Genomic DNA, 20,045 nt, shown 5'->3' with positions numbered 1-20,045 from the left:
CGCTGCCGAGCGCGCCGCTGCCGATCCGGCCGCCCTCCTTAGCGAACGTCGAGTAGAAGTCCGTCGGCTTCATGTCAGAAGTCCCACCCGTCGTCGTCGGCCGGGTTGCGCACCGGCTCCGGGGCGGCGAACGACTCGCCGACCATTCCGGCGGTCAGCGTGGTGCCGTCGGCCGGATCGATCAGGATGAAGGAGCCGGTCCGGCGGGAGTCGGCGTAGGAGTCGGCCGGCAGCGGCTCGGCGGTGCGGATCTTCACCCGGCCGATGTCGTTGGCGACGAGCTGCCCGGGGTGCGGGTGCAGGGACAGGTCGTCCAGGGTGAGCCGGGACGGTATGTCCTTGACGATCGCCTTGACCGTGCGGGTGCCGTGCTTGAGCAGCACCCGGTGGCCCACGGTGAGCGGCTGGTCCGCGACATGGCAGACGGTCGCCTCCACGTCCTGCGTGGTGGCCGGCACGTCCGTGCTCGGCACGATCAGGTCGCCGCGCGAGATGTCGATGTCGTCCTCCAGCAGGAGGGTCACCGACTGCGGTGTCCAGGCCACGTCGACCGGCCGGCCCAGCAGGTCGATGCCGGTGACCGTGGTCGAGCGGCCCGACGGCAGTACGCTCACCCGGTCGCCGACGCGGAAGGTGCCGGCGGCGATCTGGCCCGCGTAACCCCGGTAGTCGGGGTGCTCGGCGGTCTGCGGCCGGATCACGTACTGCACGGGCAGCCGGGCGTGGCAGTGCGCCAGGTCGTGGCTGACCGGGACCGTCTCCAGGTGCTCCAGGACGGTGGGGCCGCCGTACCAGTCCATGTGCGCGGACGGCTCCACCACGTTGTCGCCGTTCAGCGCGGAGATCGGGATCGCGGTGACCTCGGGCACGCCCAGTTCGAGGGCGTACGCGGTGAACTCCTCGGCGATCGCCGCGAACACCGTCTCGTCGTAGCCGACGAGGTCCATCTTGTTGACGGCGAGGACGACGTGGGGGACGCGCAGGAGGGCGGCGATGGCGGCGTGGCGGTGGGTCTGTTCGACGATGCCGTTGCGGGCGTCGACGAGGACGACGGTGAGTTCGGCGGTGGAGGCGCCGGTGACCATGTTGCGGGTGTACTGCACGTGGCCGGGGGTGTCGGCGAGGATGAACCGGCGCCTGGGGGTGGCGAAGTAGCGGTAGGCGACGTCGATGGTGATGCCCTGCTCGCGCTCGGCGCGCAGGCCGTCCGTCAGCAGCGCGAGGTCCGGGCCCTCCTGGCCCCGGCTCGCCGAGACCCGCTCGACGGCCTCCAGCTGGTCGGTGAGGACCGACTTGGAGTCGTGCAGCAGCCGGCCCACCAGCGTGGACTTGCCGTCGTCGACGGAGCCCGCCGTGGCGAACCGGAGCAGCGTGGTCGCCGAGAGCTCCTCGGTCGTGGTCGTGGTCATGCTTAGAAGTACCCCTCGCGCTTGCGGTCTTCCATCGCGGCCTCGGAGAGCCTGTCGTCGGCGCGGGTGGCGCCCCGCTCGGTGAGCCGGGACGCGGCGATCTCGGTGATGACGGCGTCCAGCGTGGTCGCGTCGGAGTCGACGGCGCCGGTGCAGGACATGTCGCCGACCGTGCGGTAGCGGATCAGCCGCTTCTCGACCGTCTCGCCGTCCTTCGGGCCGCCCCAGTCGCCGGCCGTCAGCCACATCCCGGCCCGCTGGAACACATCACGCTCGTGCGCGAAGTAGATGTCCGGGAGCTCGATGTGTTCGCGGGCGATGTACTGCCAGACGTCGAGTTCGGTCCAGTTGGAGAGGGGGAAGACGCGGACGTGTTCGCCGGGGGCGTGGCGGCCGTTGTAGAGGTTCCAGAGTTCGGGGCGCTGGCGGCGGGGGTCCCACTGGGAGAACTCGTCGCGCAGGGAGAAGACGCGTTCCTTCGCCCTGGCCTTCTCCTCGTCGCGGCGTCCGCCGCCGAAGACGGCGTCGAACTTCTCGTCCTGGATCTTCTCGGTGAGCGGCACGGTCTGGAGGGGGTTGCGGGTGCCGTCGGGACGTTCGCGCAGCACCCCCCGGTCGATGTAGTCCTGCACCGACGCGACATGGAGCCGCAGCCCGTGCTTCTCGACCGTACGGTCCCGGTACTCGATGACCTCGGGGAAGTTGTGCCCGGTGTCCACGTGCAGCAGCGAGAACGGCACACCGGCCGGGGAGAACGCCTTCAGCGCGAGATGCAGCATGACGATGGAGTCCTTGCCGCCGGAGAACAGGATCACCGGCCGCTCGAACTCACCCGCCACCTCACGGAAGATGTGCACCGCCTCGGACTCCAGCGCGTCCAGGTGGGACAGGGCGTACGGGCTGTCGGTCCCCCCGGTGACAGTGGCTACGCTCATCACGCCAGTCCCCTTTCGCTGAGCAGGGCGTACACCGACGCCGCGGACTCCTGCACGGTCTGGTGCTGGGACTCGATCCGCAGATCGGGCGTCCGCGGCTCCTCGTACGGGTCGTCGACGCCGGTCAGGCCGGTCAGTTCACCCGCGGCCTGCTTGGCGTAGAGGCCCTTCACATCGCGCTCGGAGCACACCTCGACCGGCGTCGCCACATGCACCTCCACATACGGCGTCGCGTTGCCGTCGTGCCGCTTGCGCACCGCGTCCCGGCTGTCGGCGTACGGGGCGATCACCGGGACGAGCGCGGTGACGCCGTTGCGGGCCAGCAGTTCGGCGACGAAGCCGATCCGCTGCACGTTGGTGTGCCGGTCCTCGCGCGAGAAGCCGAGGCCCGCGGAGATGAACTCGCGGATCTCGTCGCCGTCGAGCACCTCCACCCGCCGGCCCTCCTGACGCAGCCGGCCGGCCAGCTCGTGGGCGATGGTGGTCTTGCCGGCGCTCGGCAGACCGGTGAGCCAGACGGTGGCTCCGCTCGTCACGGGTATCTCCTGGTTCGTCGATGGCGCGGTCATGGTCAGCCGTGCAGCCCGCACTCGGTCTTGCCGCGGCCCGCCCAGCGGCCGGCGCGCGCGTCCTCGCCCGCCAGGACCCGGCGGGTGCAGGGGGCGCAGCCGACGGAGGTGTAGCCGTCCATCAGCAGCGGGTTGGTCAGCACCCCGTGCTCGGCGACATAGGCGTCCACGTCGTCCTGGGTCCAGCGGGCGATCGGGGAGACCTTCACCTTCTGCCGCTTGTCGTCCCAGCCGACCACCGGGGTGTTCGCCCGGGTCGGCGACTCGTCGCGGCGCAGCCCGGTCGCCCACGCCTGGTAGTCCTTCAGACCGTCCTCCAGCGGCTGCACCTTGCGCAGCTTGCAGCAGAGGTCGGGGTCGCGGTCGTGCAGCTTCGGACCGTACTGGGCGTCCTGCTCGGCGACCGACTGGCGCGGGGTGAGGGTGATGACGTTGACGTCCATCACCGCCTCCACGGCGTCGCGGGTGCCGATGGTCTCCTCGAAGTGGTAGCCGGTGTCGAGGAAGACGACGTCGACACCCGGCATGGCACGCGAGGCGAGATGGGCGACCACCGCGTCCTCCATCGACGAGGTGACGCAGAACCGGCTGCCGAAGGTGTCGGCCGCCCACTGGAGGATCTCCAGTGCGGAGGCCTCCTCCAGGTCGCGTCCCGCCTGTTCGGCGAGCGCCTTGAGACCGTCGGTCGTACGGGCTTCCTGGAGCGCGTTCATGTCCCGTCCCCTCCCGTGGTGTTGGGCTGAAGTCCCCGGGACAGCAGTCCGAGGAACTTCAACTGGAATGCGCGGTTGCAGGCCGCGCATTCCCAGGCGCCGTGACCCTGCTCGTTGGGACGCAGGTCCTCGTCGCCGCAGTAGGGGCAGTAGAAGGGCGCCGCTCGCTCACTCACGACAGGGCCTCCTCGGGGGCGCGGGCGGCCCAGGTGGCGAACCGCTCGCCGTCCTCGCGCCCGGCCTCGAACCGCTTGAGGACCCGCTCGATGTAGTCGGGCAGTTCGTCGGAGGTGACCTTCAGACCGCGCACCTTGCGGCCGAAGCCGGCCTCCAGGCCGAGCGCGCCGCCCAGGTGCACCTGGTAGCCCTCGACCTGCTCGCCCCGGTCGTTGAGGACCAGCTGGCCCTTGAGACCGATGTCCGCGACCTGGATGCGGGCGCAGGCGTTGGGGCAGCCGTTGATGTTGATGGTGATCGGCTCTTCGAACTCCGGGATGCGGCGCTCCAGTTCATCGATCAGCGAGGCGCCGCGCGCCTTGGTCTCGACGATGGCGAGCTTGCAGAACTCGATACCGGTGCAGGCCATGGTGCCGCGCCGGAACGGCGACGGCTTCGCGGTCAGGTCGAGCGACTCCAGGCCCTCGACCAGCGAGTCGATCCGGTCCTGCTCCACATCGAGCACGATCATCTTCTGCTCGACGGTGGTGCGCAGCCGGCCGGAGCCGTGCGCCTCGGCCAGTTCGGCGATCTTGGTGAGGGTGGCGCCGTCGATGCGGCCCACGCGCGGGGCGAAGCCCACGTAGTAGCGGCCGTCCTGCTGCCGGTGCACGCCGACGTGGTCGCGCCAGCGGGCGACCGGCTCGGCGGGCGCGGGCCCGTCGACGAGCTTGCGCCTGAGGTACTCGTCCTCAAGGACCTGGCGAAACTTCTCGACACCCCAGTCGGCGACGAGGAACTTCAGCCGGGCACGCGTGCGCAGCCGCCGGTAGCCGTAGTCGCGGAAGATCGAGAGGACGCCGATGTGGACGTCCGCGACCTCGTCGAGCGGCACCCAGGCGCCGAGCCGCTGGCCGATCTTGGGGTTGGTGGAGAGGCCGCCGCCGACCCAGAGGTCGAAGCCGGGGCCGTGCTCCGGGTGGTCCACGCCGACGAACGCGACGTCGTTGATCTCGTGCGCCACGTCGAGCAGCGGCGAGCCGGAGATCGCGGTCTTGAACTTGCGGGGCAGGTTCGAGAAGTCCTTGTTGCCGACGACTCGCCGGTGGATCTCCTCGATGGCGGGTGTGCCGTCGATGATCTCGTCCTCGGCGATCCCGGCGACGGGCGAGCCGAGGATCACGCGGGGGGTGTCGCCGCAGGCCTCGGTCGTGGACAGCCCCACGGCCTCCAGGCGCTCCCAGATCTCCGGGACGTCCTCGATGCGGATCCAGTGGTACTGCACGTTCTGCCGGTCGGTGAGGTCCGCGGTGCCGCGCGCGAACTCCTGCGAGATCTCGCCGACGACCCGCAGTTGCTGGGTGGTGAGGCGTCCGCCGTCGATCCGCACCCGCAGCATGAAGTATTTGTCGTCCAGCTCCTCCGGCTCCAGGATCGCGGTCTTGCCGCCGTCGATCCCGGGCTTGCGCTGGGTGTACAGACCCCACCAGCGCATCCGGCCGCGCAGGTCGTTGGGGTCGATCGAGTCGAAGCCACGCTTGGAGTAGATCGTCTCAATGCGTGTCCGCACATTGAGACCGTCGTCGTCCTTCTTGAACTGCTCGTTGCCGTTGAGCGGGGTGTGATGACCCACGGCCCACTGACCCTCGCCACGGTGACGGCTCACCTTGCGGCGGGGCGCGGCGGGTGGGTTCTGAGGGGTGGCGGCCATGGTGAATACGTCCTTCGGGACAGGCGGAATGCGGCTCTTACCTGCGCTGACGGGCGCGCGGGACATGTGCGGGCATGCGTGCGCGTCGGCGCGCAGCGGGGAGCGAGAACGTGGGTGCTACGGCGGTGCTGGTGACGTCAGCCCGCCGGACAGATGGCGCTGGACATGCGGCCGAGGTCGACGTGGCGCCGACTCACCAAGGCAATCCCAGTTCCAGACATGACGGCAGCGTGTCACGGCGTTCTGGACACAGTCCAGCTTCGTCCGCGATGTGGACATCCTGGTCTCGGAATGTGGGACGCGGGTGGTCTCGGTCACATGGCGTGTATCGGGGCTTGTCCGCCCTGGTCAGGCGCGGTATACGCAAGATCGGGGTCAGCCGGGGTACGCCCCTGGCCAGGGGCCCGGCGTCGCGACCTCGGCCTCCTCCTCGACCTTGGTGTCGAAGAGGGTGAAGCCGCGGCGCAGATAGTTGTCCATCGCGTGTTCGCCGTCCTTGGTGCAGGTGTGCAGCCACACCCGCTTGGTCGGCACGAGTTCCGGCCGGCGCTCGGCGAGGTCCCAGGCGCGGGCGGTGCCGTACGCGAGCAGATGCCCGCCGATCCGCCGGCCGCGGAACGCCGGGACCAGTCCGAAGTACGAGATCTCCACAACCCCGCCGTCCTCCGGCGTCAGCTCCAGATACCCGGCGGGTGTACCCCGGTCGTAGGCCACCCAGGTCTCCACACCGGGCCGCTCCAGATGCCGTTGCCACTGCTCGTACGTCCAGCCCAGCCGGTCGGTCCAGCGGATGTCGCCGCCGACGGAGGCGTACAGGAAACGGCTGAACTCGGGGGAGGGGACCTCGGCGAGGACGATCCGGACATCGCCCTCGGGCGCGGCGGCGGGCAGCAGGTCCTTCGGGTCCGTCTGCTCCAGGGACCAGGTGGTCACGGGGATGTTGCTCATGGCGGCCAGGGAATCATCCGGGACACCGTCCTGTCGACGGGCGTCTCACGGGGGCGACCGGGTGGAGCGTTCGCGGGGCGACCGGAGACGAGGAGCCGGTGAGGGGGGGGCGACCGGGTGGCCTACCCCAGTGACCCCTCCACCGAGGCGAGCGGCAGGGCGAACAGCGTGCGGTCCGACTGGGACCAGACCTCGCCGGTCTCCTCCCAGTACGACAGTGGTGCCGCCGGACCGCTCCAGCAGCGCCGGGTCTCGTCCGCGCCGCACCGCGCGGCCTTGGCGCCCTCGGTGTCCTGGCGCCACAGCGTGCCGTGCTCGTTGACGGACTCCCCGGGGCGGCTCAGATACCAGTCCGATCCGTGGGCCAGCACACCCCGCACACCGGCGGCGGTCGTCTCGTAGGCCTCCGCCGGGTCCGCCCGGCCGTCGGCGCCGGTGTCGAGCGGGCCGGAGCGGGACTGGTCGGTGCTCAGCGGATAGCGCCACAGCCGGGTGCCGCGGTCGGCGCCGGTGGGCACCCACTCGCTCGCGACCACGGTGTCGGGTGCCGTACTGCGGTCCAGGGAGAGCGTGTCGGGGTGCACGGAGGTGCCGCCGGCCGGCCGGTAGGAGGCGATCGCGGGCAGCACGAACCGCTGTCCGGCCGCCGACCAGCCCTCGTCCACCCGGCCGACGGCCGACGCGGAGACGGTGGTGCGGTGGATGCGGTCCAGATCGAAGACGTACAGCGCGTCGGCGTCCCCGTCGGTGGTGGTGACCAGCAGCTTGTCCTCGTACCAGACCATGCCGGTCATCCCGGAGAACAGACCGCGGTAGTCCCGGCCGCCGTCCACCGGGACGGCGAGCAGCGCCCAGGAGTAGGCGGGGCGGGCGGTGTCGTCGGCGTCGACGAAGGCGACCCGCGCGAGGTCGCGTGCGGCGCCGGGGCCCCGGTCGGTGCTGGTCCAGCCGGAGAGGATCACCCGGTGCCGGCCCCAGCGGCCGTCGTCGTCGGCGTCACCGGAGGTGGTGACGGCGCCGGGCCGCCAGCCGGCGGTGTCGGCCGGATCCCAGCAGTACGCGCGGGTGGCCTCCGGGGCGAGCGGCAGGGCGGCGGGATCGTCGCTGCCGCAGTCCGACCCGTCACTCAGCGTGCCCTCGGTGTCCGCGAGTACGGCGCTCACCCCGACGGGCGGGCCCATCTCGGCGGCGAGCCGGTCCAGCGCGTCACCCGGCACCGGGTCCTCGGCGAGCCCCAGCGCGCCGGTCGCGGCGAGCGGCTTCAGCGGGCCCGGGTTCTCGCCGCTGGTGGCCTGGGAGGCGCTGATCAGGGTGGCGGTGGCGGTGAGCGCGAGAGCCGTCCCGGCCAGGGTCGCGCGCAGCGCCCTGCCGCGCTTGCGCCGACGGTGTCTGCCGCGTTGCTTCATCGATCCTCCCGGCCACGGGCCAACTGCGCCTGATGGTCCGTACGTTGACGGAGGAGCAGGTGGGGTGGCCCGTATGCGATGCTACGTCAGATACCGGGGCCGGGGGGCTAAGACCCCGCAAATATGCGGAAGATCCCACCATGTGCGGGACGTCGCACCTCAGGGCAGGCCCGACGTGCGGGCCGCGGCGACCGCCGGCGCCACCGAGTACGGCAGCAGGTCCCGCAGGTCGGCGGGGACCAGCACCTCGATCTCGGCGGTCTCGGGGAACCGGTACGGGCGGTGCTCCAGAAGTCCGCCCAGATATCGTCGTACCCGCGACAGCTCGGCACGCACCGTCACCGTGCGTCCGCGATCCCCGAACACGTCCTCGGCCAGGCCCGCCGCGCTGCGGCCCGCGCGGTGCGTGGCCAGCAGATAGAGCAACTCGGCGTGCCGGGGAGTCAGTTCGTGGCTCCAGTTGCCGGTGCCGTCGAAGACCCGCACCGACCAGCGGCGCGGCTGCGACAGGTCCAGCTCGATCCGGGTGGCGTCGCGCGGCGGCTCGTCGTCGGCGCGCACCAGCCAGCCGCCCGCCAGCGGCTCCACCGCGCACATCCCGAGCCCCGGCAGCGTACGGCGGCCCGCCGCACACCCCTTGGGCAGCGCGAACCTGCTCGCGTACGGCATCCCGGTGACCGCCGCGGTCCAGCCGTCCCGGTCCACCACCAGGGCCCGGCCGCCGATCCGGGCCAGCACCGGCGCGGCCACCGAACGCAGCCGGTCCAGTTCGCCCAGATGCTGCTCGCGCAGCCGCGCCTCGGCGAGCTTGGCCACCGAGTCGACCCAGGCGAGGGTGGCCGGATGCATCGTCTCCAGCGGCCCGCTGATGTCGACCACGCCGATCAGCCGGCCGTCGCGCGGGTCGGAGATCGGGGCGCCCGCGCACGTCCAGCCCGCGTGGGTGGCGACGAAGTGCTCGGAGGCGAAGACCTGCACCGGCTCGCGGACCACCGCCGGGGTGCCCACGCCGTTGGTGCCGACGACGTCCTCACGCCAGTCGGCGCCCAGTTCGAAACCCAGTCCGTCGGCCTTGCGCAGCACCGGGGAGCTGCCCTCGCGCCACAGCACCCGGCCGTCCTCGTCGGCCACCACCATGATGTGCCGGGTGGTGTCCGCGACCGACAGCAGCCCCTGGCGCAGCACCGGCAGCACGTGCCGCAGCGTCGACGTCTCGCGCCGCCTGCGCAGTTCGTCCGAGGTGAGCAGCCCGGAACGGAAGTCGTGGTCGGGGTCGACGCCGCCGCGCAGCATCCGCCCCCAGGACTGCTCGATGACCGGCCGCGGCGCGAGCCGCGCCTTCTGTCCGGAAAGCCGCGCGTCGCGCACCTCGCTGAGTATCCGAGCCGCGCGCGCCGCGTCGACGGCGGCGAGTTGCGTCACGTTCATCGGCGGGTTGGCCACTTGCTTCCTCCTGGGACGCGGTGTCCTGCCGGGGCATGTCAAGCGTCGGCGCCGACGCTTTCCGGCCGCGTTCTGACGGCATGTCTCATACTGCCGGTCGCCGCTCACGGACGCGCACAGTCCGCTCACACCCACCCCCAAGTTGCAACCCTCTGCAACCCTGGTGAACAGGCGTACGGTGGCTGAAACTTGAACCACGCCGCCCGTGCGGCGTCTGCGGCCTCGTTCTCGGGCCAGCTGTGCGGGGGTGGTGCCGTGTCGGCGCAGCACCACCCCCGCTATGCAGACAACAGCAGGTCAGACGGGGATACGAGCCCGCTCCACCAGGTCCTTCAGGGGCAGCGTGTGCGGCAGCGTCCCGAAGGCCGAACCCCAGTCGCCGCCCAGCCGCGACGCACAGAACGCGTCAGCGACCTCCGAGGGCGCGAACCGGACCAGAAGCGCCCCCTGGAGCACCAACGCCAACCGTTCGGCCAGCCGCCGGGCCCGCGCCTCGATGCCCTCCAGATCGGCGAGTTCGGTGAGCAGCGCCTTGATCGCCGCGTCCAGCCGGTGATCGGCGCCGCGCGCCGCGCCGACCTCCCGCAGATAGGCGTGCAGCGCCTCGGGTTCGCGCCGCAGCGCACGCAGTACGTCCAGCGCCTGGATGTTGCCCGCGCCCTCCCACACCGAGTTGAGCGGCGACTCGCGCACCAGCCGGGGCAGCCCGGACTCCTCGACGTAGCCGTTGCCGCCCAGACACTCCGCCGCCTCCACCGTCACCGGCGTACAGCGCTTGGTCACCCAGTACTTGGCGGCCGGCACCGCGATCCGCAGGAAGGCGCGCTCCTGCTCACCGCCGTCGTCGTACGCGGCCGCGAGCCGCAGCGCGAGTGTGGTCGCCGCCTCCGACTCCAGCGCGAGATCGGCCAGTACGTTGCGCATCAGCGGCTTGTCGATCAGCCGGCCGCCGAACGCCTCCCGGTACGCGCAGTGGTGGACCGCCTGCGCCACCGCCTGCCGCATCAGCCCGGCCGAGCCGAGCACACAGTCCAGCCGGGTCGCCGCCACCATCTCGATGATGGTCGCCACCCCGCGGCCCTCCTCGCCGACCCGGCGCGCCCAGGTGCCGTCGAACTCGACCTCGGCGGAGGCGTTCGACCGGTTGCCCAGCTTGTCCTTCAGCCGCTGGACGAGGAACACGTTCCGCTCGCCGTCCGCCAGCACCCGCGGCACCAGGAAACACGTGAGCCCCTCGGCGGCCTGCCCGAGCACCAGGAAACCGTCCGACATGGGCGCCGAGCAGAACCACTTGTGCCCGGTCAGCTCGTAGGCGCCGTCCTCCGCGAGCGGGCGGGCGGCCGTCGCGTTGGCGCGTACGTCACTGCCGCCCTGCTTCTCGGTCATGCCCATCCCGAACAGCGCGCCGGCCTTGGTGGCGGCCGGCCGCAGCCCCTGGTCGTAGACCGTCGACGTCAGCCGCGGCTCCCACTCGGCGGCCAGCGCCGGGTCGGTGCGCAGGGCGGGCACCGCCGCGTGGGTCATCGACAGCGGGCAGCCGTTGCCGGCCTCGACCTGCGTCCACAGCAGAAAGGCCGCCGCGCGCCGGACATGCCCGGCGGGCCGGGACCAGGCCGCCGTGAGCCCGGCCGACACGCCCTTGCCGAGCAGCCGGTGCCACGCCGGATGGAAGTCGACCTCGTCGATCCGCCGGCCCTGCCGGTCGTGGGTGCGCAGCCGCGGCGGGTTCTCGTTGGCCTGGACGCCCCACTCCTGGACCTGGGCCGACCCGCAGGTCCTGCCGAGCGCCGCCAGCTCGCCGCCGACCTCGTCACGCACCTCCGTGTCGACATGTCGCTCGACGGCCGCCACCAGCGCCCGGTCGGCCGTGTAGGTGTCGTGGCCGACGAGGGGCGGGGGCTGGTTGGTCACGGTGTGGGTGGTGCGTGCCATGTTCGGGAACCTACCCCGGGGTACGGAACGGGTCACCTGTGGACACGGCTTCCGCCCGCCGCCGCCCACCTGGGTGAGAGAGGCCTGGCCAGGCGGATACCTTTGGGTCGTGCAGCCAGCAAGTGACTCCAGCGAGACGCCCCCCTCGGGCCGTCTGCATCGCGCGCGTGCCCTCTACCGGAACGTCTCCAAGCGCAGGACCGCCTGGCTGCTGCTCAAGGACACCGTCAACTCCTGCATCGAGTACCGGATCCTCGGGCTCGCCGCCGAGGCCGCGTTCTTCACGCTGCTGTCCGTGCCGCCGCTGCTGCTGAGCATGATCGGCCTGCTCGGCTACGTCGACGACTGGACCGGCACGGACACCATCAGCAGCCTGGAGTCCAATCTGCTGGAGGCGTCCAGGACCGTACTGTCCGACAAGGGCGTCGCCCAGATCGCGCAGCCCATCCTGGACGACGTGATGAGCGGCGGCCGGCCCGACGTGATCTCGATAGGTTTCCTGTTCGCGCTCTGGTCGGGCTCCCGCGCGGTGAACGTCTTCATCGACACCATCACCGTGATGTACGGCCTCGACGGCGTCCGGGGCATCGTCAGGACCCGGCTCGTGTCGTTCCTGCTGTTCCTGGTGGCGCTGCTGATCGGCTCGGTCGCGCTGCCGCTGATGGTGGCGGGCCCGGACGCGGTCCTCGACATCCTGCCCTGGTCGACGACGGTCGTGCAGGTGCTGTACTGGCCGGTCGTCATCCTGCTGTCGATCGCCTTCCTGACCACGCTGTACCACGTGTCCGTCCCCGTCCGCTCACCGTGGATCGAGGACGTGCCCGGCGCCCTGGTGGCCCTCGGCATGTGGGTGCTCGGCAGCTTCCTGCTCCGCATCTACCTGGCGAACACCGTCGAGGGCGCCACGATCTACGGCTCGCTGGCTGCCGCCGTCGCCGTCCTGCTGTGGATCGGCATGTCCGCCTTCGCCGTGCTGGTCGGCGCGGCCATGAACGCGGCGATCGACCGGGTCTGGCCGGCCGCCGCGACCGCCGCGGCCCGCGCCGCCAACGAGCGGCTGCGCGAGGCCCACATCGCGGAGTACGTCGCCCGCGCCAAGGCCGCCCGCGAGAGCGACCCCGACGACCCCGACATGCCCTCGGAGTTCCCCGAGCGCTGGTCGCGCTTCCTCCCCCCGGAAGACGTCACGGCCCGTCTGCGCAGCCATGCCAGGGCCCCCGGAAAGGGCCCGGAGAGCGGGCCGAGGGACCGGAAGTAGCCGGGCCCGGTCGGAACCGGTACGTGCCCGGCTGGAACTGGTGCGTGCCCGGCCGGAACTGGTGCGTGCCCGGCTGGAACTGGTGCGTGCCCGGCCGGGGTGGGGGCTACTCCTTCCATGTGCCGGCCGCCGCCGACTCGCGTACGAAATCGGCGAAGTCGCGCGGCTCGCGGCCGAGGACGCGCTGGACGCCGTCCGACAGATGGGCGTTGCGGCCGTCCAGGAGGCCCTCGAACACCTCGACCAGGAAGGCGACTTCCTCCGGCGGGATGCCGAAGCCGGCCAGCGCCTCGCCGTACGCCCGCGCCGGGACCCCGCGGTACGTGAGGTCGCGGCCGGTCGCCGCTGCGATCTCCGCGACCGCCTCGCCGAAACTCAGCAGCCGGGGCCCGGACACGTCGATCGCCTGCCGGACATAGGTGTCGCCCGACGTCAGCACCTTCGCGACGACGTCCGCCACGTCCCGCAGGTCCACGAACGGCTCGCGCACGTCACCGGCCGCGAACACCAGCTCCCCGCGCCGCAGCTCGTCCGCGAGGACACCCTCGCTGAAGTTCTGCGCGAACCACGCGGCGCGGACGACCGTCCACTCCGCGCCCGACTCGCGCAGCGACTCCTCGGTGGGCCGCGCCTGCTCCTCGCCGCGCGCCGACAGCAGCACGAGCCGGCGCACACCGAGCGACACCGCCTCGTGGGCCAGCAGCCCGACCGCGCGGGTGGCGTCGGGGGAGCCGACGTCGGTGGGGTGGACCAGATAGGCCGCGTCGGCGCCGCGCAGGGTGTCCGCCCAGGTCGCGCGGTCGTTCCAGTCGAAGCCCTGGGCCCGGGAGGCGGCCCGGACGGTGAGCCCGGCGGCCCGGAGGGTCTCGGCGACCCGGCGTCCGGTACGTCCCGACGCGCCGGTGACGACCACGGTCATGTTCTGCGTGTTCTGTGTCATGGCACCCAGTCAACTCCGGCGTACGCGGACCGCCCATCGCTGAACGGCTCATTCCCATAAGAGCGCGTCTACGCTGGCCCCATGGACGCGCCCCCACGCTCGAACCCGCTCACGCGGGGGGACCCCCTCACGGGCCTCCTGGAAGGCCCACGCGCGCGTGGCGCCTTCATGATCAGGGCGTGCTTCGATCCACCGTGGGGGGTACGCGTCGAGGATCGCGCCCCCCTCACCGTGATGCTGATGGTCCGTGGCGACGCCTGGGTCATGCCCGACCGCGGGGACCGCCTCCACCTGCGGGCCGGCGACGTGGCGATCGCGCGCGGCCCCGACCCGTACACCTGCGCCGACGACCCCGGCACCGTGCCCCAGGCACTGATCCTGCCGGGCGGCGAGTGCAGCTACCCCGACGGCCGCTCGCTGCCCGGAACCATGGATCTCGGTGTGCGGACCTGGGGCGACCGGGCGGACGGCGAGATGGTCATGCTGATCGGCACCTACCTCTGGCAGGGCGAGATCAGCGGCCGGCTCCTCGACGCGCTGCCACCGCTGCTGTCCCTGGGCCCCGACGTGTGGGAATGCCCCCTCACACCGCTGCTCATGGAGGAGATCGTGCGCGACGAGCCGGGCCAGGAGGTCGTCCTGGACCGGCTGCTCGACCTGCTGGTCATCGCCACGCTCCGGGCCTGGTTCGCCCGCCCCGAGGCGTCCACACCCGCCTGGTACAGCGCGCTCGCCGACCCGGTCGTGGGCCGGGTGCTGCGGCTGATCCAGGACGACCCGTCCCACCCGTGGACGGTCGTCACACTCGCCGCCAAGGCCGGTGTCTCCCGGGCCGCGCTCGCCCGCCGCTTCACCGAACTCGTCGGCGAACCCGTGATGACGTACCTCACCGGCTGGCGTCTCGCGCTGGCCGCCGACCGGCTCCGCGACAGCGGCGACACCCTGGAGGCGATCGCCCGCCAGGTCGGCTACGGCAGCGCGTTCGCGCTGTCCAGCGCCTTCAAACGGGTGTACGGAATCAGCCCCCAGGAACACCGCTCGCGCGCGGCGTAGCCTGACGTACGTGTACGCGGAACGGGCCTCCCGGCTGACCGGCGCGGTCGTCTGGACCAACAGCCCGGCCGGGCGCGCGGGCCCCGGCCGGGTCCTGCCGGACGGCTGCATGGACCTGCTCTGGCACCGGGACACCCTGCTGGTCGCCGGGCCGGACACACAGGCGCACCTCACCGCCGGCGACGAGGCACACGGCCGGTGGACCGGCGTCCGCTTCTACCCCGGCACCGCACCCGCCCTGCTGGGCGTCCCCGCGCACGAACTGCGCGACCGGCGGGTCGAGCTCACCGAACTCTGGCCGGCCACCGAGGTGCGCCGCCTCACGGACCGGATCCGCGGCGCCGCCGACCCGGCACGGGCCCTGGAGGACCTCGCGCTCGAACGGGCCGCCGACGCGGCACCCGACCCCGCGCTGGCGCAGGTCGTCGCGGCACTCGACGCGGGCCGCCCGGTCGCCGCGACCGCCGACCGACTGGGCCTGGGCGCCCGCCAGTTGCACCGCCGCTCGCTGGCCGCCTTCGGCTACGGACCGAAGACCCTGGCGCGGGTACTGCGCCTTCAGCGCGCGCTGGCCCTGGCCCGCGCGGGTGTGCCCTACGCCGAGACCGCGGCCCGCGCGGGCTACGCCGACCAGGCCCATCTCGCCCGCGAGGTAAGGGACTTGGCGGGACTGCCGCTCGGCGAGCTGCTCGGCGACGGGTAGCGGCTGCTCAACCATCGACAGCGGCTGCTCTGCGGCGGGCGGCGGCTACTCGGCAGCGGGCAGTGCTGCGAACAGGTCGACGCCGTTGCCGTCCGGGTCGTGCACCACCGCGTACCGCTGCCCCCAGAAGGCGTCCCAGGGCTTCAGCTCACCGTGGTACCCGGCCGCGACCAGCTCGTCGTAGACCGTGTCCACCTCGGCCGGGGAGTCGCAGAGCAGCGCGAGCGAGGCCCGGCCGCCGCCGACGGGCGGCTCGAAGGCCGGTGCGAACGAGCGCACGGTGTCCTCGGTGTCCAGCAGCAGCCGCAGCCCGCCGGGCAGCTCCGCCTCCGCGTGCGGCGCCGACCCGGCGTCCTCGGCGAAGCCGAACCCGAGCCGCCGGTAGAAGGCGACGGAGGCCGCCATGTCGGAGACGACGAGGCCGATGGCGTTGAATCGTGGAGTCATGACCCCACCGTAGGGACGCGGACGGCGCCCGGTCTTGAAGGAATCGGTCACCCCCGCGGTCCGGCGGCCCGCCCCGGGACGGCTGACCCGCCCCTTGCCGTACGGCGTCCGGTCTCCCTACGGTCGCCCCCATGCCCGACGACTGCTTCGCCCATCCCCGGCTCGCCCCGCTCTACGACCCGCTCGAATCCCAACGGCCCGACCTGGACGCCTACCTGAGCATGGTGGAGGAGTTCGCGGCGCGGCGTGTCCTGGACGTCGGCTGCGGCACCGGTGTGTTCGCGCTGCTGCTCGCCGGGCGCGGGGTCGACGTCGTCGGGATCGACCCCGCCGAGGCCTCCCTGGCCGTGGCACGGGCCAAACCGGGCGCGGAGCGCGTCCGCTGGATCCACGGCGACGCGGGCGTCCTGCCCCCGCTGGCCGCCGATCTCGCCACGATGACCGGCAACGTCGCCCAGGCCGTCGCCGACCCGGAGGACTGGCGGCGCACCCTGCACGGCACCCACGAGGCGCTGCGGCCCGGCGGACGTCTGGTGTTCGAGACCCGCGACCCGGCCCGCCGCGCCTGGGAGGAGTGGACCCGCGAGAACACCCACGCGGTCACCGACATCCCGGGGACCGGCACTGTGGAGACCTGGACCGAACTGGTCGAGATCGACGGCCCGCTCGTCACGTTCCGCGCGTCGTACGTGTTCGCGGCCACCGGCGAGACGCTCACCTCCCTGTCGACCCTGCGGTTCAGGGAGCGCGAGGAGGTCACCGCCGACCTGGCGGCGGGCGGCTACGTGGTGGAGGACGTCCGGGACGCGCCGGACCGTCCCGGACGGGAGTTCGTGTTCGTCGCGGTCCGGCCGGGACCGGCGTGATCCACCGGATCACGGCTGCCCGAACGTCACCGTCCCGCGTGGCGAGTCCACGGTGAACGACATCCTCACCGGCCCCTCGGCGAGGGCGAGTTCGGTGCCGACGGCGGCCAGCAGCGGCCGGATCGCGCCGGGCTCCGGAGCGGTGGCGGAGACGTCCAGCAGGGGAGTGACGGGCAGCCCGGACGCGCTCGGATGGACCGACGCGCCCCAGTCGATGAGGAACGGCACCAGACCGGAGGGGTGCGCGCTGTCGCCGTAGGTCAGCCGCCAGGCGAGCAGTCCGCCGTCCGGAGTACGGCGGCTCATCGGGTGCGCGGGGCCGGGATCGTAGCCCGCGGCGACGGCGGCGGTGATCGCCGCGTCCAGGTCCGTGGTGGCGACCGCCCAGGTCACCACCCGGGGACCGGCGAGCGCGTCCACCTCGAACGGGCGCGGGCCCTCGGGGTCCGGCTGCTCCGGATCGGGACCGATGATCTCCAGATACCTCGAACCGCCCAGCGACACCAGGAAGTTGCGGGTGCCCAGCCCGACATGGACACCGCCGGGCGCGGGATCCACACCCGTGCGCCGGGCGAAGTCGGCCACCGTGGCGGCCAGATCGGGCGTCGCGAGGACGAGATGGTCCAGATGCGGGGGAATCGTGTTCATGGACGCCGAGGCTATGCAAAGGCCCGCGAGCGGACCCGTAAGTGGCGAGAACTCGACGCTCCACGGCGGCGCCACGGCCCCGGCCGGCCGCCCGCTCCGGTCGCGCCCGCTACGGCTTGCGGCCCACCGCCCCGTACGCGTCGACGGCCACCTCCGACACCTCGCCGTCCGGCCGCCAGCGGGTCACCTGGACCACCCCCGGCTCCACCAGCTCCAGGCCGTCGAAGAACCCGGCGATCTCGTCGACACCGCGCACGTAGTACGGCACCGCCCCGCTCTCGTTGTACGCCTTCGACGCGGCGACCATGCCCTCGCTGGTCGAGGTGCTGTCGCTGAGGACGAGATGACTGCCCGACGGCAGACCGGCCATCAGCCGGTTCACCAGGGAGCGCGCCTGCTCGTACGCGGAGACGTGGCCGAGCGTGTTGAGGATCATCAGGGCGGTCGGCTGCGCGAGGTCCAGCGTGCCGCGGGCGGCGTCGAGGATCGCCTCCGGTTCGTACAGATCGGCGTCCAGATACGCGGTCCTGCCCTGCGGTGAGCTGCTGAGCAGGGCGTTCGCGTGGGTCAGCACCACCGGGTCGTTGTCGACGTAGACGATCCGGGAGTCCGGCGCGACCCGCTGGGCGACCTCGTGGGTGTTGTCGGCGGTCGGCAGTCCGGTGCCGATGTCCAGGAACTGCCGGATCCCGCACTCCAGCGCCAGGTACCGCACACTGCGGCCGAGGAAGCCGCGGCTCGTCACCGCCACGTCCACCAGGCCCGGGAAGATCTCCTTGATCTGGTCCCCGATCTCGCGGTCGACGCGGTAGTTGTCCTTGCCGCCGACGAAGTAGTTCCAGAACCGGGCGGAGTGCGGCTTGGTGGTGTCGATACGCGCACGGATCTCCGCGGACGCGGTGATCCGGGGGTGGGACTCCGACACGGCAGTGCCTCCAGCGGCGGGGTGGGTGACCAGGGGAGCAACAACGTAGGTGAACTCTCCATCAGCGGGCCCGGATCGCGCGCCGCGTGGCCGCCGTACCGCAGGGATCCGGCCACTCCGGCGGCGGCCGGACAGCGGGCCGGACAGCGGGCCGGCCACCCGATTGGCGGAACGCGCGGACACCGGCCCCACAGGGTGGCGGAAACCGGCCGAAAATCCCCCGAACAGCCGTCGCGGGAAGCCCCTGGAACGGAATAGATCCGCCCGGTGTGATGCTCTGATGTTCAGCCGATCTCACACGTCGGCGGAGCAGGAGCGTGGCGAAGGGCTGGTGGGCGGATGACGGCGGCAGCAGACCTGACGGGCCCCGTGGTGAAGACGCCGTACGGGGCGGTACGAGGGCGCTACGAGAACGGTGTCGCCGTGTTCCGCGGCATCCCGTACGCGGCGCCCCCCTTCGGAGCCCGCCGGTTTCGGCCACCCGTGCCCCCCGAGCCGTGGGACGGCGTCCGCGACGCGGGTGCCTTCGGGCCGACGGCGCCGAAACCGCCGTACTCCGACGCCTTCGCCGAGTACCTCTCCGACCCGGTCGTGCCCGGCGACGACTGCCTCAACCTCAACGTCTGGACCCCCGAACCCGGCCCCGGAGCCCGCCTCCCCGTCCTGGTGTGGCTGCACGGCGGCGCCCTGACCAGGGGCTCCTCCAACGTTCCCGTCTACGACGGCGGCCCCTTCGCCCGTGACGGCGTGGTCCTCGTCTCGATCAACTACCGGCTCGGCGTCGAGGGCTACGGCCTCTTCCCCGACACCCCCGCCAACCCCGGCCTGCGCGACCAGATCGCCGCCCTGGCCTGGGTGCACGAGGCCGTCGAGGCCTTCGGCGGCGACCCCGACCGGATCACCGTCGGAGGTCAGTCCGCCGGCGCCATCAGCACGGGCGCCCTCATCGCCGCCCCGCAGACCCAGGGCCTCGTGCGGCGCGCGGTCCTCCAGAGCGGCGCCCCCGAGGCACCCGAGCGGGACAAGGTACGGCGGATGGTGCGCCGTATGGCCGCCCGGCTGAAGATCCCCGCGACCGCCGCCGCCTTCGCCGACGTCGACCGCGAACTGCTGCTGCGCACCCAGGCCGAGGTGGGCAGGCTCAGCAGCCCGGTGCTCGGCGGCCCCGCCTTCGGGATCGTCGTCGACGGCGACGTGGTCCCGCGGGACCCGCTGGAGGCCCTGGTCAACGGCGGTGCCGCCCCCGGCATCGACCTGCTGATGGGCTGGACCCGCGACGAGTACCGGCTCTGGCTGGTCCCCGGCGGCCTCGTCGAACGCGTCGACCGGCTCGGGCCGGTCGCGCTCGCCGGCGCGATGGCCCGCTGCCACTGCGGCCACGAGGTGCCTCGCGGCTACCGCGCCCTGCATCCCGACGCCGGTCCCGCCGAGATCGTCGGCCAGATGGTCACCGACCACCTGCTCCGCAACCCCCTCCAGCAGCTGGCCGACGCCCGGCCGTCCTCGTCGTACGTCTACGAGTTCGCGTGGCCCTCGCTCCGGCCCGACCTCGGCGCGTGCCACGCCCTGGAACTCGGCTTCGTCTTCGACACCGGGGAGGTTCCGGAGTCCGCCAAACTCGCCGGGCACGGGGCCCCCACGGAGCTGGCCGACGCCATGCACGCGTCCTGGGTCGCCTTCGTCACCGCGGGTACGCCCGGCTGGCGCCACTGGGATGCCACGCATCCCGTCCGGATCTTCGGCGAGAACGCCCCGTACACGGCTTCCGGCCCCCGGGACGCCGAGCTGGCCCTGTGGGCGGCGGACGCGGCGACCCGCGAACCCGTGCCGGCGCCCCTCCCGGAACCGCCCGCCAGAATGACGGAACTTCGCTCGGTGGTCCGCCGCCTGCGCCTCCCCGGCAACGCCCGCAGAACGTAGCCCCGGGTTCGTGGGGTGTCCGCGCAGTCCCCCGCGCCCCTGATCGGGGTGGTGCCGGGCGGA

At 72.5% G+C, this 20,045-nt stretch carries 20 protein-coding genes; 5 read left to right on the top strand and 15 right to left on the bottom strand.

The genetic code is table 11. The features are described from left to right. Positions 1-74: 74 nt before the first annotated feature. The 11 genes from ACIQAC_RS15650 to ACIQAC_RS15600 form a co-directional block, all read right to left on the bottom strand. Entirely contained in the window at positions 75-1,409 is a 1,335-nt protein-coding gene (locus ACIQAC_RS15650) for a sulfate adenylyltransferase subunit 1 (RefSeq protein WP_402191118.1), read from the bottom strand. A 2-nt stretch (positions 1,410-1,411) separates the two neighbouring features. After that, entirely contained in the window at positions 1,412-2,347 is a 936-nt protein-coding gene (gene cysD / locus ACIQAC_RS15645; protein ID WP_402191117.1) for a sulfate adenylyltransferase subunit CysD, read from the bottom strand. Beyond that, positions 2,344-2,880, bottom strand: coding sequence for an adenylyl-sulfate kinase (gene cysC / locus ACIQAC_RS15640; protein WP_402191115.1), 537 nt, complete (start codon positions 2,878-2,880; stop codon positions 2,344-2,346). The genes cysD and cysC overlap by 4 nt, the downstream gene beginning before the upstream one ends. A 35-nt stretch (positions 2,881-2,915) precedes the next feature. Continuing rightward, on the bottom strand, positions 2,916-3,626 hold the full coding sequence (locus ACIQAC_RS15635; protein ID WP_402191113.1) for a phosphoadenylyl-sulfate reductase: 711 nt from the start codon (positions 3,624-3,626) through the stop codon (positions 2,916-2,918). Then, positions 3,623-3,802 (bottom strand): hypothetical protein, encoded by a 180-nt coding sequence (locus ACIQAC_RS15630; protein WP_402191111.1) that lies wholly within the window; start codon positions 3,800-3,802, stop codon positions 3,623-3,625. Before ACIQAC_RS15630 ends, ACIQAC_RS15635 begins: the two co-directional genes overlap by 4 nt. Continuing rightward, the gene (locus ACIQAC_RS15625; RefSeq protein ID WP_402191109.1) at positions 3,799-5,493 is read right to left on the bottom strand and encodes a nitrite/sulfite reductase; all 1,695 of its coding nucleotides are present in this window, start codon (positions 5,491-5,493) and stop codon (positions 3,799-3,801) included. The genes ACIQAC_RS15630 and ACIQAC_RS15625 overlap by 4 nt, the downstream gene beginning before the upstream one ends. 137 nt (positions 5,494-5,630) lie before the next feature. After that, positions 5,631-5,714, bottom strand: a complete 84-nt coding sequence (locus tag ACIQAC_RS15620; RefSeq protein ID WP_309500612.1) for a putative leader peptide — start codon at positions 5,712-5,714, stop codon at positions 5,631-5,633. A 154-nt stretch (positions 5,715-5,868) separates the two neighbouring features. Then, positions 5,869-6,441 carry a GNAT family N-acetyltransferase gene (locus tag ACIQAC_RS15615; RefSeq protein WP_402191107.1) on the bottom strand — a complete coding sequence of 191 codons (573 nt, stop codon included), beginning with the start codon at positions 6,439-6,441 and terminating at the stop codon, positions 5,869-5,871. Between the two features lie 122 nt (positions 6,442-6,563). After that, positions 6,564-7,847, bottom strand: a complete 1,284-nt coding sequence (locus tag ACIQAC_RS15610) for a hypothetical protein (RefSeq protein ID WP_402191106.1) — start codon at positions 7,845-7,847, stop codon at positions 6,564-6,566. Between the two features lie 159 nt (positions 7,848-8,006). After that, positions 8,007-9,290, bottom strand: coding sequence for a GAF domain-containing protein (locus tag ACIQAC_RS15605; RefSeq protein WP_402191104.1), 1,284 nt, complete (start codon positions 9,288-9,290; stop codon positions 8,007-8,009). A gap of 297 nt (positions 9,291-9,587) precedes the next feature. Then, a complete protein-coding gene (locus tag ACIQAC_RS15600; protein WP_402191102.1) occupies positions 9,588-11,222 on the bottom strand; it encodes an acyl-CoA dehydrogenase family protein in 1,635 nt (544 codons plus the stop codon). A 109-nt stretch (positions 11,223-11,331) separates the two neighbouring features. Here ACIQAC_RS15600 and ACIQAC_RS15595 point away from each other — a divergent pair, with 109 nt between their 5' ends. Next, on the top strand, positions 11,332-12,480 hold the full coding sequence (locus ACIQAC_RS15595; RefSeq protein WP_402191100.1) for a YihY/virulence factor BrkB family protein: 1,149 nt from the start codon (positions 11,332-11,334) through the stop codon (positions 12,478-12,480). Positions 12,481-12,586: 106 nt separating this feature from the next. Here ACIQAC_RS15595 and ACIQAC_RS15590 read toward each other — a convergent pair whose 3' ends face one another. Then, positions 12,587-13,420, bottom strand: a complete 834-nt coding sequence (locus ACIQAC_RS15590; protein WP_402191098.1) for an NAD(P)H-binding protein — start codon at positions 13,418-13,420, stop codon at positions 12,587-12,589. 81 nt (positions 13,421-13,501) lie between these two features. Between ACIQAC_RS15590 and ACIQAC_RS15585 the strand changes: the two genes are divergently transcribed. Both ACIQAC_RS15585 and ACIQAC_RS15580 read left to right on the top strand, forming a co-directional pair. Continuing rightward, on the top strand, positions 13,502-14,473 hold the full coding sequence (locus ACIQAC_RS15585) for an AraC family transcriptional regulator (RefSeq protein WP_402191096.1): 972 nt from the start codon (positions 13,502-13,504) through the stop codon (positions 14,471-14,473). A 10-nt stretch (positions 14,474-14,483) separates the two neighbouring features. Beyond that, positions 14,484-15,176, top strand: coding sequence for a DUF6597 domain-containing transcriptional factor (locus ACIQAC_RS15580; RefSeq protein ID WP_402191094.1), 693 nt, complete (start codon positions 14,484-14,486; stop codon positions 15,174-15,176). A 45-nt stretch (positions 15,177-15,221) separates the two neighbouring features. Here the strand turns inward: ACIQAC_RS15580 and ACIQAC_RS15575 are convergent, their stop codons facing one another. After that, positions 15,222-15,623: a VOC family protein gene (locus ACIQAC_RS15575; protein ID WP_402191091.1), complete on the bottom strand. Its 402-nt coding sequence runs from the start codon at positions 15,621-15,623 to the stop codon at positions 15,222-15,224. A gap of 131 nt (positions 15,624-15,754) precedes the next feature. On the opposite strand from ACIQAC_RS15575, the gene ACIQAC_RS15570 reads away from it, so the two are divergent. Further along, positions 15,755-16,489: a class I SAM-dependent methyltransferase gene (locus ACIQAC_RS15570; protein ID WP_402191090.1), complete on the top strand. Its 735-nt coding sequence runs from the start codon at positions 15,755-15,757 to the stop codon at positions 16,487-16,489. A 9-nt stretch (positions 16,490-16,498) separates the two neighbouring features. Here ACIQAC_RS15570 and ACIQAC_RS15565 read toward each other — a convergent pair whose 3' ends face one another. Then, entirely contained in the window at positions 16,499-17,137 is a 639-nt protein-coding gene (locus tag ACIQAC_RS15565; protein WP_402191088.1) for a VOC family protein, read from the bottom strand. A gap of 109 nt (positions 17,138-17,246) precedes the next feature. Further along, positions 17,247-18,062, bottom strand: coding sequence for an SAM-dependent methyltransferase (locus tag ACIQAC_RS15560; protein ID WP_402191085.1), 816 nt, complete (start codon positions 18,060-18,062; stop codon positions 17,247-17,249). A gap of 339 nt (positions 18,063-18,401) precedes the next feature. Between ACIQAC_RS15560 and ACIQAC_RS15555 the strand changes: the two genes are divergently transcribed. Then, entirely contained in the window at positions 18,402-19,982 is a 1,581-nt protein-coding gene (locus ACIQAC_RS15555; protein WP_402191083.1) for a carboxylesterase/lipase family protein, read from the top strand. Positions 19,983-20,045 lie beyond the last annotated feature (63 nt).

It is taken from the genome of Streptomyces sp. NPDC088387 (assembly GCF_044753385.1).
Classification (GTDB): Bacteria; Actinomycetota; Actinomycetes; order Streptomycetales; family Streptomycetaceae; genus Streptomyces.
Note: the sequence above shows the minus strand (reverse complement) of the source record. Positions and strands in the feature narration are given on the sequence as shown.

Excerpts from the sequence above, each read along its gene's own strand:
- ACIQAC_RS15650 (WP_402191118.1), bottom strand. The coding sequence starts at position 1,409 with ATGACCACGACCACGACCGAGGAGCTCTCGGCGACCACGCTGCTCCGG.
- ACIQAC_RS15635 (WP_402191113.1), bottom strand. The coding sequence starts at position 3,626 with ATGAACGCGCTCCAGGAAGCCCGTACGACCGACGGTCTCAAGGCGCTC.
- ACIQAC_RS15625 (WP_402191109.1), bottom strand. The coding sequence starts at position 5,493 with ATGGCCGCCACCCCTCAGAACCCACCCGCCGCGCCCCGCCGCAAGGTG.
- ACIQAC_RS15620 (WP_309500612.1), bottom strand. The coding sequence starts at position 5,714 with ATGTCTGGAACTGGGATTGCCTTGGTGAGTCGGCGCCACGTCGACCTC.
- ACIQAC_RS15615 (WP_402191107.1), bottom strand. The coding sequence starts at position 6,441 with ATGAGCAACATCCCCGTGACCACCTGGTCCCTGGAGCAGACGGACCCG.
- ACIQAC_RS15610 (WP_402191106.1), bottom strand. The coding sequence starts at position 7,847 with ATGAAGCAACGCGGCAGACACCGTCGGCGCAAGCGCGGCAGGGCGCTG.
- ACIQAC_RS15600 (WP_402191102.1), bottom strand. The coding sequence starts at position 11,222 with ATGGCACGCACCACCCACACCGTGACCAACCAGCCCCCGCCCCTCGTC.
- ACIQAC_RS15590 (WP_402191098.1), bottom strand. The coding sequence starts at position 13,420 with ATGACACAGAACACGCAGAACATGACCGTGGTCGTCACCGGCGCGTCG.
- ACIQAC_RS15585 (WP_402191096.1), top strand. The coding sequence starts at position 13,502 with ATGGACGCGCCCCCACGCTCGAACCCGCTCACGCGGGGGGACCCCCTC.
- ACIQAC_RS15575 (WP_402191091.1), bottom strand. The coding sequence starts at position 15,623 with ATGACTCCACGATTCAACGCCATCGGCCTCGTCGTCTCCGACATGGCG.
- ACIQAC_RS15570 (WP_402191090.1), top strand. The coding sequence starts at position 15,755 with ATGCCCGACGACTGCTTCGCCCATCCCCGGCTCGCCCCGCTCTACGAC.
- ACIQAC_RS15565 (WP_402191088.1), bottom strand. The coding sequence starts at position 17,137 with ATGAACACGATTCCCCCGCATCTGGACCATCTCGTCCTCGCGACGCCC.
- ACIQAC_RS15555 (WP_402191083.1), top strand. The coding sequence starts at position 18,402 with ATGACGGCGGCAGCAGACCTGACGGGCCCCGTGGTGAAGACGCCGTAC.